This window comes from Nocardioides sp. J54 (assembly GCF_000519005.1).
Taxonomy (GTDB): Bacteria; Actinomycetota; Actinomycetes; order Propionibacteriales; family Nocardioidaceae; genus Nocardioides.
Genome location: NZ_JAER01000004.1, coordinates 25538 through 39100 on the forward strand (window position 1 = coordinate 25538; position 13563 = coordinate 39100).

At 73.1% G+C, this 13563-nt stretch carries 15 protein-coding genes; 10 read left to right on the forward strand and 5 right to left on the reverse strand.

Annotation, left to right across the window (positions count from 1 at the left end; genetic code table 11):
* Both NOCJ54_RS0103805 and NOCJ54_RS23725 read right to left on the reverse strand, forming a co-directional pair.
* On the reverse strand, positions 1-735 hold the full coding sequence (locus NOCJ54_RS0103805; RefSeq protein ID WP_028654413.1) for a hypothetical protein: 735 nt from the start codon (positions 733-735) through the stop codon (positions 1-3).
* Positions 736-913: 178 nt separating this feature from the next.
* Positions 914-2185, reverse strand: coding sequence for an MFS transporter (locus tag NOCJ54_RS23725; protein WP_051485449.1), 1272 nt, complete (start codon positions 2183-2185; stop codon positions 914-916).
* A 147-nt stretch (positions 2186-2332) separates the two neighbouring features.
* Here NOCJ54_RS23725 and NOCJ54_RS0103815 point away from each other — a divergent pair, with 147 nt between their 5' ends.
* Positions 2333-2830 carry a thioesterase family protein gene (locus tag NOCJ54_RS0103815; RefSeq protein ID WP_028654414.1) on the forward strand — a complete coding sequence of 166 codons (498 nt, stop codon included), beginning with the start codon at positions 2333-2335 and terminating at the stop codon, positions 2828-2830.
* Between the two features lie 39 nt (positions 2831-2869).
* Here NOCJ54_RS0103815 and NOCJ54_RS28025 read toward each other — a convergent pair whose 3' ends face one another.
* Positions 2870-3223, reverse strand: coding sequence for a YrdB family protein (locus tag NOCJ54_RS28025; RefSeq protein ID WP_198020090.1), 354 nt, complete (start codon positions 3221-3223; stop codon positions 2870-2872).
* Between the two features lie 18 nt (positions 3224-3241).
* Here NOCJ54_RS28025 and NOCJ54_RS0103825 point away from each other — a divergent pair, with 18 nt between their 5' ends.
* The 4 genes from NOCJ54_RS0103825 (at position 3242) to NOCJ54_RS0103840 (ending at position 5800) form a co-directional block, all read left to right on the forward strand.
* On the forward strand, positions 3242-3997 hold the full coding sequence (locus NOCJ54_RS0103825) for a helical backbone metal receptor (protein WP_028654415.1): 756 nt from the start codon (positions 3242-3244) through the stop codon (positions 3995-3997).
* Positions 3998-4001: 4 nt separating this feature from the next.
* On the forward strand, positions 4002-4283 hold the full coding sequence (locus NOCJ54_RS0103830; RefSeq protein ID WP_157514781.1) for a hypothetical protein: 282 nt from the start codon (positions 4002-4004) through the stop codon (positions 4281-4283).
* A gap of 107 nt (positions 4284-4390) precedes the next feature.
* Positions 4391-4609 carry a hypothetical protein gene (locus tag NOCJ54_RS23735; protein ID WP_036516768.1) on the forward strand — a complete coding sequence of 73 codons (219 nt, stop codon included), beginning with the start codon at positions 4391-4393 and terminating at the stop codon, positions 4607-4609.
* A gap of 219 nt (positions 4610-4828) precedes the next feature.
* Entirely contained in the window at positions 4829-5800 is a 972-nt protein-coding gene (locus NOCJ54_RS0103840; RefSeq protein WP_232221669.1) for a PfkB family carbohydrate kinase, read from the forward strand.
* Positions 5801-6002: 202 nt separating this feature from the next.
* Here NOCJ54_RS0103840 and NOCJ54_RS0103845 read toward each other — a convergent pair whose 3' ends face one another.
* The gene (locus tag NOCJ54_RS0103845) at positions 6003-7493 is read right to left on the reverse strand and encodes a helicase HerA-like domain-containing protein (protein ID WP_396954720.1); all 1491 of its coding nucleotides are present in this window, start codon (positions 7491-7493) and stop codon (positions 6003-6005) included.
* A 248-nt stretch (positions 7494-7741) separates the two neighbouring features.
* Between NOCJ54_RS0103845 and NOCJ54_RS0103850 the strand changes: the two genes are divergently transcribed.
* Together NOCJ54_RS0103850 and NOCJ54_RS0103855 are read left to right on the forward strand one after the other, a co-directional pair.
* A complete protein-coding gene (locus NOCJ54_RS0103850) occupies positions 7742-8038 on the forward strand; it encodes a type II toxin-antitoxin system VapB family antitoxin (RefSeq protein WP_028654419.1) in 297 nt (98 codons plus the stop codon).
* Between the two features lie 2 nt (positions 8039-8040).
* Positions 8041-8583 carry a LytR C-terminal domain-containing protein gene (locus NOCJ54_RS0103855; protein WP_036516769.1) on the forward strand — a complete coding sequence of 181 codons (543 nt, stop codon included), beginning with the start codon at positions 8041-8043 and terminating at the stop codon, positions 8581-8583.
* A gap of 10 nt (positions 8584-8593) precedes the next feature.
* Here NOCJ54_RS0103855 and NOCJ54_RS0103860 read toward each other — a convergent pair whose 3' ends face one another.
* Positions 8594-10102 carry a potassium/proton antiporter gene (locus NOCJ54_RS0103860; RefSeq protein ID WP_028654421.1) on the reverse strand — a complete coding sequence of 503 codons (1509 nt, stop codon included), beginning with the start codon at positions 10100-10102 and terminating at the stop codon, positions 8594-8596.
* A 152-nt stretch (positions 10103-10254) separates the two neighbouring features.
* Here NOCJ54_RS0103860 and NOCJ54_RS0103865 point away from each other — a divergent pair, with 152 nt between their 5' ends.
* From NOCJ54_RS0103865 to NOCJ54_RS23740, 3 genes are all read left to right on the forward strand, one after another.
* Positions 10255-11739 carry an FAD-binding protein gene (locus tag NOCJ54_RS0103865; protein ID WP_232221670.1) on the forward strand — a complete coding sequence of 495 codons (1485 nt, stop codon included), beginning with the start codon at positions 10255-10257 and terminating at the stop codon, positions 11737-11739.
* Between the two features lie 108 nt (positions 11740-11847).
* Complete coding sequence (locus NOCJ54_RS0103870; RefSeq protein ID WP_028654423.1) at positions 11848-13017, forward strand: pyridoxal phosphate-dependent aminotransferase; 1170 nt, start codon at positions 11848-11850, stop codon at positions 13015-13017.
* Positions 13018-13091: 74 nt separating this feature from the next.
* The gene (locus NOCJ54_RS23740; protein WP_051485451.1) at positions 13092-13559 is read left to right on the forward strand and encodes a hypothetical protein; all 468 of its coding nucleotides are present in this window, start codon (positions 13092-13094) and stop codon (positions 13557-13559) included.
* Positions 13560-13563: the final 4 nt, after the last annotated feature.

Consider the following 13563-nt stretch of genomic DNA (forward strand, 5'->3'; position numbering starts at 1 on the left):
TCACTCGCAGGGGTCGCTGCCCGAGGCGCTGGTGGACGCCACGGTGCCGTCCTCGCCGATCCAGACGTAGAAGCCGGCCTGGTCGGTCGTCCACGAGAGCTCGAGCTCGCCGTCCTCGTCGGTCTCCTCGGCGGTGGGCTCGCCCATCACCTCGAGGACCTCCTCCTTCGTGGAGTCGAGGGTGACCTCGCAGAAGGCCCTCGACCACTCCGCGCTCCGCGCGGCGTCCTCCGCGATCGCCTCGGGGTCGGGGTCCTGCTCGCCGTAGTCGGCCTCGCCGTCGATGACCCACACACCGTCCTGCACCACGAGGTAGTAGACGCCGCCACTGCCCTCGAGCTCGTGCTGGACGTCGGCGGCCGCCCTGCCGTCGGCGTCCTGGTTGACCACGACGACGCTCTTCGACACGTCGAGGAGCGGCTCGCCGTCCTGCACCAGCGCAGCGATCGCGGCGACGCGCTCGGCGCAGTCCTTCGCGTCGTTCTCCTGGTCCTGCGCGGCGGCGTACTCGACCGACTCGTGCGCGCAGGCGGCAGGGTCGCCGGAGAAGAACTTCTCGAAGTAGTCGAGGACGACCGCCTTCGCGTCCTCGAGGGAGGGCGCCGCCGCCGTGCCCGCACCGCTGCCGGCCCGGTCGCCCGCGTCCTCCCCGTCCCCGTCGGAACCGCAGGCGGTGAGGGCGAGGCCGCAGGTGGCGGCGATCGTGACGGCAGTACGGCGCAACTTCAGGGACATCGGACCTCCGGTCCTCGACATGGGGAAGCCCGGGGCAGGGCGCAGCGCACGCACGCTCCCCGGGCACGACGGTCGCGGAACCTAGCAGCGACGCCCCCGGGGCGCCCGCAGAACGGACCAAAAAGTGAGGAAGCCTCGCCAAACTTTCCGCGACACCTCGTCGCGGCTCGCCTGCAGGTCAGCCGGCGAGGGCGTCGGCCTCGTGCCGCGGTTCCGGCACACCTGCCGAGCCGGACGCGGTCGCGTCCCCCGCCGACAGGCGCCAGTTCACGAGGCCCGCGAGCATGACCACGCCCGCCGCCACCACCGGTACGACGAGAGCCGTGCCGGTGCCGAAGCGGTCGGCGAGGCTCCCGGTGACCACGGAGGCGCTCGCCTGGCCGACGATGACGGCCGACCCGAGGAGGGTCATCACCGTCGCCGAGCGGCCGACGGGGCTGCGCACGGCGCCGAGGCTGTACTGCGTGACCATCGTCGGGCCGACGCCGATGCCGATGACGAGCAGCAGCAGGCACATCGCGCCGACCGACTCGACGAACGGCATCACCGCGGTCCCGGCGACGAGGACACCCGCGAACACGAGCCACCGGGCGCGCAACGTGAACCCCGAGGGGAACAGCGCGACGCCGAGGGCGAACACCGCGGAGCCGACCCCCATGACGCCGTACACGAGGCCGGCGCCCTCCGGGTTGCCGTGGTCGGCCATGAAGGAGGTCAGCGAGGTGAGCATGCCGCCGAAGAACAGGCCGACGCCGAGGATGCCGACCACGACGACGACCAGCCGCGCGCGCAGCAGCTCGGCGGCGGGTGCGGTGACGACCTCGGAGCCGCGGCCCGGGCGCACCGCCGTCGCGGACGGGTGCACCGCGAACGCGGAGACGAAGACCAGGGTGACGACCGCAGCGGCCGCGACCGGGGCCCACGGGTCGAGCAGCGTGCCGAGCACGCCGACGAGGATCGGGCCGACGATGAACACCATCTCGTCGGCCGCGGACTCGTAGGCCATGGTCGCGTCGAAGGTGCGCTCGCGGCGCGCGGGCGCGATCCGGGCGGCGATGACCTGCACCAGCCGGCTGCGCGACATCGGCGCGACCTGCGGGGCGGTGGCGCCGACGAGGAAGGCGACGGCGAGCACGGCCGCGCCCGGCAGCGGGCTGTGCACGATCCACGCCATCGTGCCCAGGGCGGTCGTCGAGGCGATGCCGGCGGCGAGCAGCACGGGCCGCTGGCCGAACCGGTCGGCGGCGGCGCCGAGCAGCGGGCCGAAGCAGGCGGCGCCCGCGCCGACCATGGCCGAGCTGAGGCCGCCGAAGGCGAGCGAGCCGCGACCGTCGACGACGAGCGTGAGCACGCCGACGACCATCATCGCGTAGGGCAGGCGCGCGACGAGCGCGATCGGGAAGTAGGCCGGTCCGGTCGCCCGGAGCAACGACGGGGAGTGATCCTGCATGTCCTCGGTCCAGTGGCTCAGGTGCCGCCTTGGACCGCCGGCCGGGCCGGCGCGAGGTGATACACGCGGTTTGATCTGGCAGGCCCATGGTACGCCCGGCGCGTCAGGCCCAGCCAATCCCGGCCCGGAGTCGCTAGGGTCCGTTGCATGAGCACGCAGCCGACGTACGACCAGCTCGCCACCCTGCCCGCCTTCGCCGTCCAGCCGGTCCCGACGGCCTTCGAGGACAGCAACGGCTTCCTCAACGTGCGGCACTACCTCGGCATCGGCAGCGAGGGCCTCGACGAGTCGCTCTACGACGTCGGCATCCCGTTCAACTGGCCGATCGTCAGCGGCTTCGCGTGCCTCTCGGCCGAGCACCACCTGACCTACCTGCACGAGCTCAAGACCGGCGACCAGATGTCGGTGCGCGTGCGCCTGGTCGGCCGCTCCGAGCGGGCCGCGCACGCGGTCGTCTACGTCCTCGACGACACCAACCAGCGCATCGCCTGCGTGTTCGAGGAGATCTTCCTCTGCGTGAAGCTGGCCGACCGCAAGACCGCGCCGTGGCCCGAGGACGTCGCCGCCGGGCTCGACCGCCGGGTCGCCGAGCACGCCGGGATCGACTGGAAGCCCGAGCTCTCGGGCTGCCTCAACCTGCGCTGAGCCGGTCCGGGCCGCGTCGCCGGGCGGCGCCCCTGGCTCCTAGAGGCGCTGCTCCTCCACGAGCACCTGGATGCTCGGCAGCAGCGCCAGGGCGTTGACGACGACGGAGAAGACGAGCAGCGCGACCGCCCAGCCCTCGTGCCCGGCGTCCCACAGGGCGAGGGTGCCCAGGCCGAAGACGACGACCTTCACCAGCGGGCGCACCCACGTGCCGCCGTACGGCGCCTTCGGGGAGGCGAACGCCCACCACACGCCCATCGCCACGAGCGGCAGCAGCCAGACCAGCACCGCACGGGGGTCGTGCGCCCCGCCCCAGACACCGAAGGCCGCCATCACCAGCAGCTCGTCGACGAAGACCAGGGCCAGCACGGTCCATCCGAAGATCGCTCCCACGTCGGGGATCATAGGGGCGTGACCCTCGACGACCTCGGCCACGACGTGCCGTTGCCGGCCCCGCCGGCGCGCATCGTCTCCCTCGTCCCCTCGATCACCGAGGCGCTCGCGAGCGACGTCCCCGACCGCCTCGTCGGCGCGACCGACTGGTGCACCCACCCCGCCGACCTCGACGTCCCCCGGGTCCGCGGCACCAAGAACCCCGACCTGGCCGCGGTCCGCGACCTCTCCCCCGACCTCGTCGTCGCGAACAAGGAGGAGAACCGCGAGCTCGACGTCCGGCGGCTGCGCGAGGCCGGCGTCCCGGTGTGGGTGACCGACATCGAGACCGTGCCGCAGGCCCTCGCCTCGCTGACCCGCCTGTACGACGAGGCGCTGGCCGTGCCCGAGCCGGACTGGCTCGCCGCGGCCCGGGCACGTTGGTCCGGCCCGCTACCGCAGCCGCGCGGGCGGGTCGTCGTCCCCATCTGGCGGGACCCGTGGATGGTCGTCGGGCCGCGGACCTACACCGGCGACCTCCTGCGGCGGCTGGGCTGGGAGAACGCCTTTGCCACCGGCGAGGACCGCTACCCGAAGGCCGAGCTCGCCGACCTCGACACCGACGGCGTGGACCTGGCGTTGCTGCCGGACGAGCCATACGTGTTCACCGAGGCCGACGGGCCCGAGGCCTTCACCCGGGTGCCGACGCGGCTGGTGTCGGGGCGGCTGCTGACGTGGTACGGCCCGGCGATGGTCGAGGCGCACGACGTGCTGGCCACTGTGCTGCCATCCTGAGCCCGTGAGACCACTACTCGTCGGCGCCGTGATGGCGCTCGTCGGCTGCGTGCTGCTGCCGATCACCGCCTTCGTCCTCGACGGGACGCGCACCGGGGAGGACCTCGTCCTGCCGGTCCACGTGCTTCTCGCCGCAGCGATCGGCGCCGTGCTCGGCTCGCTCGCCCTCGACCCCGCGTGGGCGCCGCGCCGGCGGGCCCTCACCGGCGCGGGCCTGGGCCTGCTCGGGGCCGTGGTCGGGCTGGTGCTCTTCTTCCTGCTGCTCAACGGGTTCGACGGCGCCTGACCGTTCGACCGGGCATCCGTCCTGCTGTCGCGCACGCCACACGGCTGTACACGAACTCGTAACCCCGTGGCGGGGTTGGTGAAACCTCTCCGGCGCACTGTGGAGACATGACGAAGACGACCTCCACCGGGACCGGGTCCGGCCGTCACCTCGAGTCCGTCGGCACCACCCCCGCCGACCGCTCCGAGGAGGCCGCCGCCCGCGCCGCCCGCCTCCGCGACCGCCACGCCCAGAACATCGCCCGCCTCATGGAGCAGCGCAGCGACCTGCGCGGCGTCAACAAGCTCGCCGACTTCGTCGACGACGCGCTCCGCTGGACCGCCTGAGGCACTCCGAGCCTCAGCGACCCTCAGCAGATCCTCACCAGACCCTCACCCGGCCGTCACGCACGGCCCACCCGCGGCTGCCGCACCACCCGACACGCTCGGGCGGGTGGCGGCCGCGGGTGCGTCCGGGGTGGTGCGGGGCATTGCGGGGGTGGTGTGGCGGACGCGGACCTGCGCGGCCGGCCGGTGCCATCGGTGCCCCTCGCCTAGGCTCGAGCGGTGACCCCGCTGGACGACCCTGCCGACGCGGCGCCGGACCTGCCGCAGGACCTGCCGCGGGTCCTGGTTGCCGGGGAGGCCCTCATCGACGTCGTGGAGCGTGCCGGCCGGGCGCCAGTCGAGCTGCCCGGCGGCAGCTGCGCCAACGTCGCCCTCGCCCTGGGCCGGCTGGGACGCCGCCCGCGGCTGGCCACCGCCCTGGGTGAGGACGACCGCGGTGACCGGCTCCGTCGGTGGCTGGCCGACAGCGACGTCGAGCTCGCGGTCGTCGTACCTCCGGGTGGGGGGACGAGCACGGCCCGCGCGGTCCTCGACGAGCACGGTGCGGCGCGCTACGAGTTCGACCTGTCGTGGGCGCTGCCGCCAGTCGGCGACGACCCGTGCGACGTGCTGCACGTGGGATCGATCGCCTCGGTGCTCGAGCCCGGCGCCCGCGACGTGCGCGACCTGGTCCGGCGCCGTCGGCGGCACGCCCTGGTCAGCCTCGACCCGAACGCCCGCCCGGCGATCACGCCCGACGTCGACAGCGCGCGGGAGCGGGTCGAGGAGCTGGTGGCGCTGTCGGACCTGGTGAAGGTGAGCGACGAGGACCTGGGGTGGTATTTCCCCGGCATCCCGGCCGCCAACGCCGCCGCCCGCTGGGCCCGCCTCGGCCCGGCCCTGGTCGTGGTGACCCGCGGTGGTTCCGGGGCGACCGTCGTCCGCGCCGACGGCACCCGCCTCGACGTGCCCGGCAAGGCCGTCGAGGTGGTGGACACCATCGCCGCCGGCGACACCTTCACCGCCGGCCTGCTCGACGCCCTGCTCACCCTCGGCATCCACGGCGCCGACGCGTACGCGCGCCTGACCGCCCTCGACGACGCCACCGTCGAGGCCGTCGTCCGCCACGCCCACGCCGCCGCTGCCGTCACCGTCTCCCGCCCCGGCGCCGACCCGCCCCGCCGCGCGGACCTGCCGGAGGTGGGGAGGTAGGGGTGGGAATCACCTCTTCAGAGGCGATTCCTGCACTTCCCGACCGTTGCAACGGCCAGGAAGCGGCAGAGACGGTCAGGAAGTCCGCCGGCGGGGGCCGGGAATCACCGCCTGGGCGGCGATTCCCGAACTTGTTGACCGCTGCAAGAGCCAACAAGTCCAGGAAGCGGCCACTATGTACGCCGCCCGGGCCTCGCAGCGATCAGCGTCGGCGACGGGCGGTGCCGAACATCCCCCGCGCGATCTCCGCGGCAGCGGTGCGCATGAACTGCTTGAACGCCGAGGACCTCACGACGTCCTTGACGATCTCGCCGGCGCCGCCGCCCTCGTCCTTCTTCTTCGCCTTCGACTTCGAGGAGGTCTTCCCCGCGGCACCGGAGCCGGCCTTCTCCTCCGCCTCCTCCGCCTCCTTCGCGCCCTCTTCGAGCTTCTTCGCGAGGATCTCGCGGGCCGACTCGCGGTCGACGACCTCGGCGTACTTGGCGTTGCGGGGGCTGGCGGCGACGGTGGCCTCCATCGACTCGGCCGGGCTCGGCGCCATCAGCGACTCGGGGGCGCGCAGCCGGGTCCACGCGACCGGGGTCGGGGCGCCCTTCTCCCCCATCACCGTCACGATCGCCTCGCCGATCCCGAGCGTAGTGATCACCTCGCCGAGGTCGTCGTAGGCGCTGCGCGGGTAGGTGTTGACGGTCGCCTTGAGCGCCTTCGCGTCGTTGGGCGTGTGCGCGCGGAGCTGGTGCTGGACGCGCGAGCCGAGCTGGGCGAGCACGTCGTCGGGTACGTCGGTGGGGCTCTGCGTCACGAAGAAGACGCCGACGCCCTTCGAGCGGATCAGCCGCACGGTCTGGGCGATCTGCTCGAGGAAGGGCTTCGAGGCGTCCTTGAACAGCAGGTGCGCCTCGTCGAAGAAGAACACCAGCTTGGGCTTGTCGATGTCGCCGACCTCGGGCAGGTCGTGGAAGAGGTCCGCGAGCAGCCACATCAGGAAGGTGGAGAAGATCGCCGGGCGGTCCTGCAGGTTCGGCAGCTCGACCAGGTTGACCAGGCCGCGGCCGTCGGAGGCGAGCTGCAGCAGGTCGGCGGAGTCGAACTCCGGCTCACCGAAGAAGGCCTCGGCACCCTGGTCGGCGAACGCGATCAGCTCGCGCAGGATGACGCCCGCGGTCGCCGCGGACAACCCGCCGAGGTCCTTGAGGTCCGCCTTGCCCTCGGCGCTGGTGAGGTGCTGGACGACGGCGCGCAGGTCCTGCAGGTCGAGCAGCGGCAGGCCCTTCTTGTCGGCGTAGTGGAAGACCAGGCCGAGGCTGGACTCCTGGGTGTCGTTGAGACCGAGGACCCGGCTGAGCAGGATCGGGCCGAAGGAGGTCACGGTCACCCGGATCGGGATGCCGATGCCCTGGCCGCCGAGCGCGTAGTACTCCACCGGGAACGCGGTCGCGGTCCAGTCCTGGCCGACCGACTTCGTGCGCGCCAGCAGCTTGTCGTTCGCCTCGCCCGCGGTCGCCAGGCCGGACAGGTCGCCCTTGATGTCGGCGGCGAAGACCGGTACGCCGTGGGCGCTGAGCTGCTCGGCGAGCAGCTGCAGCGTCTTCGTCTTGCCCGTGCCGGTGGCACCGGCGATGAGGCCGTGGCGGTTGAGCATGCCGAGCGGGATCCGGATCGTGCTGCCGGTCAGCTCGTCGGGGCCGGACATCAGCCCGCCGAGCTCGAGCGCCGGGCCCTCGAAGGCGTAGCCGGGCGCGACCGCCTGCTCGATCGGCCCCAACTCGGCTGCGGGCGCGTCGGGCGCCTCGGGGGCCTCCCCGGGGGCGGCGGCGTCGGGCGCGGGCGTCTCTGCGGGCGTCTGCTCCTGCGTCATGCCACGGAACTCTATGCCCGCCCGCCGTCCGGCTCCCCGTGCGCGAGGTGGTGTCGCGCGGCGGCCCCGTAGACTCCGAGCCCGTGATCTTCAAGCGCGTGGGAGTCGGGCGTCCGTACCCCGACCACGGCCTCGACTCCAGGGGGTGGGCCGCCGTACCCCCGCGCCAGGTCCGCCTCGACGAGCTCGTGACCACCAAGGACACCCTGCAGCTGTCGTCCCTGCTCGACGAGGACTCCACGTTCTACGGCGACCTGTTCGCCCACGTCGTGCTCTGGCACGACGAGTACTACCTCGAGGACGGCCTGCACCGTGCGCTGCGGGCAGCCCTGCAGCAGCGCAACGTCCTGCACGCCCGCGTGATCCGGATGGAGGGCTGAGGATGGCCGAGGACGAGCCCCGCAACGGCAACCGCGCCGCCCTGACCCTGGCCGTGCTGGCCGTGGTCTTCCTCGCCAGCGTCGCCTGGGCGTGGTCGCGGGTCACCGAGCCGTTCCCGGAGAAGATCCAGGCGGCCCCCTGCACCGACACCCTGATCTCCGCCGGCGAGGAGGTCTCGCCGCCGCAGGTGATGGTGACCGTGCTGAACGCGGGCGGCCCCAACGGCCTTGCCAGCCGCACCATGTCCCGGCTCGAGCGCTTCGGCTTCGCCGCCGGCGAGACCGGCAACGCGCCGTCCGACACCGGACCGGTCGCCGCGCAGGTGTGGGCGAGCGACCCGGGCGACCCCGCGGCGCTGCTGCTGGCGTCCTACCTCGGCCGGAACGTCGACATCGTCGACCGCGGCTCCGGCTACCCCGGTGTCACGATCGTGGTCGGCAAGAAGTTCAAGAAGGTCCGCAAGGGCCGCGCGGCGATCACCGCACAGAAGGACTCCTACGTCTGCACGCCGCCGCTGAGCAGCGAGCCCGACGACCTGCCCTGACCCCGCCGGGTCAGGCGCGGCGCTCCTCCTCGCCCAGCCACTGCGCGAGCCGGCCGCCGGTGCTGACCTGGCGCAGCCGCTGCTCGGTGGCCTCGCGCAGCTTGCGCGGGGTGACCACGAGCAGGTCGTCGCCGTGGCGCAGCACGGTACGACGCTCCGGCACCATCGCCTGGCCGTCGCGCACGATCATCGAGACGTTCGCCCCGACCGGCAGCCGCAGCTCGCCGACCTCGACGCCGTGCATCTTCGAGGTCGGGCTGATCCGCACCTGGAGCAGGTCGGCGGCGACCCGGTCGAGAGGTGCTGCCTCGAGGTCGAAGCCGCGCGGCTCCGAGCGGCGGGTCACCCGCAGCACGCGGGCGAACCACGGCAGCGTCGGCGCGGTGATGATCGTGTCGAGGACGACCAGCACGAAGACGATGTCGAAGAGCCGGTCGGCGTCGGTCACCTGCTCGGCGAGCGGGATGGTGGCGAGCACGATCGGCACGGCGCCGCGCAGGCCGGCCCAGGACAGGAAGCCGAGCTCGTTCCAGGGCATCGGCCTGACCACGGCGCACAGCACGATCGACAGGGGTCGGGCGAGGACGGTGAGGACGGTGCCGGCGGCGACCGCGATGCCGATGGTGGTCCACGAGATCCGGTCCGGCGACAGCAGCAGGCCGAGCATGACGAACAGCCCGATCTGCGCCAGCCAGGCCAGCCCCTCCACGAAGGACCGGGTGGTCGCCCGGTGCGGCAGGTCGGCGTTGCCGAGGACCAGCGCGGCGACGTACACGGCCGCGAAGCCGCTGGCGTGCACGGCCGAGGCGCTGCCGTACCCGATGATCGCCAGGCACAGCACCGCGATCGGGTAGAGGCCGGAGGCGGGCAGCGCCACGCGACGCATCACCCACGTCCCGCCGAAGCCGGCGGCGAGGCCGATCAGCATGCCGGCGGCGAGCTCGTAGACGACGATCCCGGTGGTCCCCAGCCAGCCGTGCTCACCGACGGCTCCGGACGCGACGAGGCTGACGACGACGACCGTCGGGGCGTCGTTGAGACCGGACTCGGCCTCGAGCACGCCGGTGACCCGCTTCGGCAGCGGCACCACCCGGAGCACCGAGAAGACCGCGGCGGCGTCCGTCGGGGAGCAGACGGCACCGAGCAGGATCGCCAGCTCCCACGACAGGCCGAGCAGGAAGTGGCCGGCCACCGCCATCACGCCGACGGAGATCGCGACGCCGACGGTCGCGAGCGAGACGCCCATCCGCATGGCCGGGCGCGCCTCGCGCCAGCTCGTGGTGATGCCGCCCTCGGCGAGGATGATCGCCAGCGCGCCGAAGCCGAGCGCGTGGGCGAGCTCGGCGTCGTCGAAGTCGATGCCGAGGCCGGCCTCCCCCAGGGCGACACCCATGAGGAGGTAGACCAGGAGGCTGGGGAGCCCGGCTCCCGACGACATCCGGACCGCCAGGACGGCGAGGAACGTGACTGCGGCGCCGATCAGCAGGAAGGTGTCGAGCTGGTGGACGTCGAAGGTCAAAAGGACACTCGGCTTTCGTCGGGTGGCGGGGGAGCAGTCTATCGACCGGGCGCTCCGCCCACCGCGTCGGGCGGCAGCTCGCCCGGCGGCTCCCGAGCCCGATCCGCGGCGAACCGTGGCCCGAACTTAGAACATGTTCTAGATTTGCCCCTGTGACGAGTGCAGACAGCAACCTCCCGGCCGGCCTGGTCATTCCCGACGTGCTCCCGGCCAGCGCCCTCGACGCCGACACCGAGGCCTTCGACGTGGTCGTCGTCGGCTTCGGCATCGCCGGCGGATGCGCGGCCCTCGAGGCCGCCCGCGCAGGGGCCCGCGTGCTGCTGCTCGAGCGGGCCGCCGTCCACGGCGGCACGTCGTCGATGTCCGGCGGCCACTTCTACCTCGGCGGCGGTACGGCGGTGCAGCAGGCCACCGGCCACGAGGACTCCGTCGAGGCGATGGTCGACTACCTGATGGCCAGCACCAAGGACCCCGACGAGGAGAAGATCCGCGCCTACTGCGAGGGATCGGTCGCCCACTTCGACTGGCTCGAGGACCTCGGATTCGAGTTCGAACGCTCCTACTTCCCCGGCAAGGCCGTCATCCAGCCCGGCACCGAGGGCCTGATGTTCACCGGCAACGAGAAGGTCTGGCCCTACCGCGAGAAGGTCGCCCCGGCCCCGCGCGGCCACAAGGTCCCCGTCCCCGGCGACACCGAGGGCACCCGGATCGTGATGGACCTGCTGCGCGAGCACGTCGAGAAGGAGGGCGTCGAGGTCCGCTACGAGACCGGTGCGACCAACCTCGTCGTCGACGGCGACCCGGACACCGGCCGCGTGGTCGGTCTGGCGTGGAAGTCCTTCGACCGCACCGGCCTGGTCCGCGCCGGCAGCGTCGTCGTCGCCGCCGGCGGCTTCGTGATGAACGCCGACATGGTCGCCCGCTACACCCCCGCGCTCGGCTCCAAGCTGTTCACCCTCGGCTCGACGTACGACGACGGGCTGGGCATCCGCCTCGGCGAGTCCGTCGGCGCCGCGCTCGAGCACATGGACGAGCCGTTCATCACTGCGCCGTTCTACCCGCCGTCCTCGCGCTGCAAGGGGATCATCGTCAACCGCGACGGAGAGCGCTTCGTCGCCGAGGACAGCTACCACGCGCGGACGTCGTACCACGTGATGAAGCAGCCCGACGCCGTCGCGTACCTCATCGTCGACAGCGAGCACCTCGGCGAGGACCACATGCCGCTGGTGCCGCTCAAGGACGGCTTCGAGACCATCGAGGAGATGGAGGCCGGGCTCGGCATGCCCGCCGGCGCCCTCGTGCGCACGGTGACGCGCTACAACGAGAACGCCGCGCGCGGCGAGGACCCCGACTTCCACAAGCACCCCGACTGGCTGGCCCCGCAGACCGCCGGCCCGTGGGCGGTGCTCGACCTGTCCCTCGGCGTCGCGCTCTACGCCGGCTTCACCATCGGCGGCATGGCCACCACCGTCGACGGACAGGTGCGGCGCACCGACGGCTCCGTCGTCCCCGGCCTCTACGCCGCCGGCGCCTGCGCCTCGAACATCGCCCAGGACGGCAACGGCTACTGCTCGGGCACCCAGCTCGGGGAGGGGTCGTTCTTCGGGCGGCGCGCAGGGCGGCACGCGGCCGGTTGAGAGTTTCGCCGGTCGACCGGCGAAACTGTCGCTTGACCGACGAAACTTCGTCGGTCAGGTAGGAGTTTCGCCGGTCGACCGGCGAATCTTGTGACTGGAGGGACGCACGTGACCGACCGCTTCACCGCCGCAGCCCGGGCGAACGTCCCGCCGTTCCACGTCATGGACCTGCTCGCGGCGGCGGCCGAGCGGCAGCGCACGCACGGCGATCTGGTCAACCTCGTCGCGGGGCAGCCGAGCACGGGGGCGCCGGCGCCGGTGACCGCGGAGGCGGTGCGGCTGCTCAACAGCGGCGACCCGCTGGGCTACACGACCGCCACCGGCATCCTCGAGCTGCGCGAGGCGATCGCCGGGCACCACCGGCGCCGCTACGGCATCGACGTCTCCGCCGAGGACGTCGTGGTCACCACCGGCTCGAGCGGCGGCTTCCTGCTCGCCTTCCTCGCGGCGTTCGACACCGGCGCGCGGGTGGCGATCGCGCGGCCGGGCTACCCCTGTTACCGCAACGTGCTCGCCGCCCTGGGCTGCGAGGTCGTCGAGGTCGCCACCGGCCCGGACACCCGCTTCCAGCCCACCGTCGAGCAGCTGGCGGAGGCACACGCACGGCAGCCGCTCGACGGGCTGGTGGTGGCCAGCCCGGCCAACCCGACCGGCACGATGCTGCTGCCCGAGGAGCTCGCCGCGATCGCCCGCTGGTGCGAGGAGAACCGGGTGCAGCTGGTCTCGGACGAGATCTACCACGGCATCCAGTACGCCGGCGCCAGCGCCAGCTGCGCCTGGGAGACCTCCCGCGAGGCGATCGTCTTCGGCTCCTTCTCCAAGTACTTCTCGATGACCGGCTGGCGGCTGGGCTGGATGCTCGCCCCGGAGCGGCTGCGGCGCCCGGTCGACGTGCTCACCGGCAACTTCAGCATCTGCCCGCCGGTGCTCGCCCAGCACGCAGCGCTGGCCGCGTTCGACGACGCGGCGTACGCCGAGCTCGACGGGCACGTGCAGCGCTACGCCCACAACCGCACGGTGCTGCTCGAGGGCCTCCCCCGGCTCGGCATCACCGAGCTGGCGCCTGCGGACGGGGCGTTCTACGCGTACGCCGACGTGGGGCACCTGACCCAGGACTCGATGACCTTCGCCCGCGACCTGCTGGCGCGCACGGGGGTCGCCGTGGCGACCGGGATCGACTTCGACACCGTCGACGGCGGACGGTTCCTGCGGTTCAGCTTCGCCGGGTCGACCGACGACATCGTGCAGGCGCTGGACCGGCTCGACGGAGCGCTCTGAGCGCCGCCCCGCCGCCCCCGGCCCCGCGGAACCGACAGGTTTGAGGCGGGCCCTCCCGGGGAAGGGCGCGACACATGTACGGCGACACCGAGCTGATCCGCCGCCGCGTCGCCGCGCCGCGGGACCAGGGCGCCGACGTGCGCGCGCTCGCCGACGAGCTGGTCGCCCGCGTCGACGGCCTCGGCTGGGCCGGCCGGGCCGGCGAGGCGATGCGCGAGCGGGTCACCGAGCGCGCCCACCACCTGCGGGTCGTCGCCGACCGGCACGTGTCCGCAGCCGACGCCCTCGCTGACCACGCCGCCGCGGTCGACGCGGTCCACGACGAGATCGCCGCCGTCGAGGCGCGGGTGCGCGGACTGGTCGAGGAGGCGCAGGGTCGGGTCGCCGCCGTCCGCGCCCGCAACGAGCGGGCCGGCGCCGAGCGCCCCGACGCGCCGCAGGTCTCCCCCGACCCGGTCGACGAGGCGCTCGTCGCGTTCGTCGCGCCGCCGCCGGGCCACCGCGACTGGCTCTCGGTTGAGGTCCCCGGACTGGAGCGCTGAGGAC

What these genes read in the sequence shown, in the direction of transcription:
- NOCJ54_RS0103805 (WP_028654413.1), bottom strand. Translation starts at nt 735, where the DNA reads ATGTCCCTGAAGTTGCGCCGTACTGCCGTCACGATCGCCGCCACCTGC.
- NOCJ54_RS23725 (WP_051485449.1), bottom strand. Translation starts at nt 2,185, where the DNA reads ATGCAGGATCACTCCCCGTCGTTGCTCCGGGCGACCGGACCGGCCTAC.
- NOCJ54_RS0103815 (WP_028654414.1), top strand. Translation starts at nt 2,333, where the DNA reads ATGAGCACGCAGCCGACGTACGACCAGCTCGCCACCCTGCCCGCCTTC.
- NOCJ54_RS23735 (WP_036516768.1), top strand. Translation starts at nt 4,391, where the DNA reads ATGACGAAGACGACCTCCACCGGGACCGGGTCCGGCCGTCACCTCGAG.
- NOCJ54_RS0103845 (WP_396954720.1), bottom strand. Translation starts at nt 7,493, where the DNA reads ATGTCCGGCCCCGACGAGCTGACCGGCAGCACGATCCGGATCCCGCTC.
- NOCJ54_RS0103855 (WP_036516769.1), top strand. Translation starts at nt 8,041, where the DNA reads ATGGCCGAGGACGAGCCCCGCAACGGCAACCGCGCCGCCCTGACCCTG.
- NOCJ54_RS23740 (WP_051485451.1), top strand. Translation starts at nt 13,092, where the DNA reads ATGTACGGCGACACCGAGCTGATCCGCCGCCGCGTCGCCGCGCCGCGG.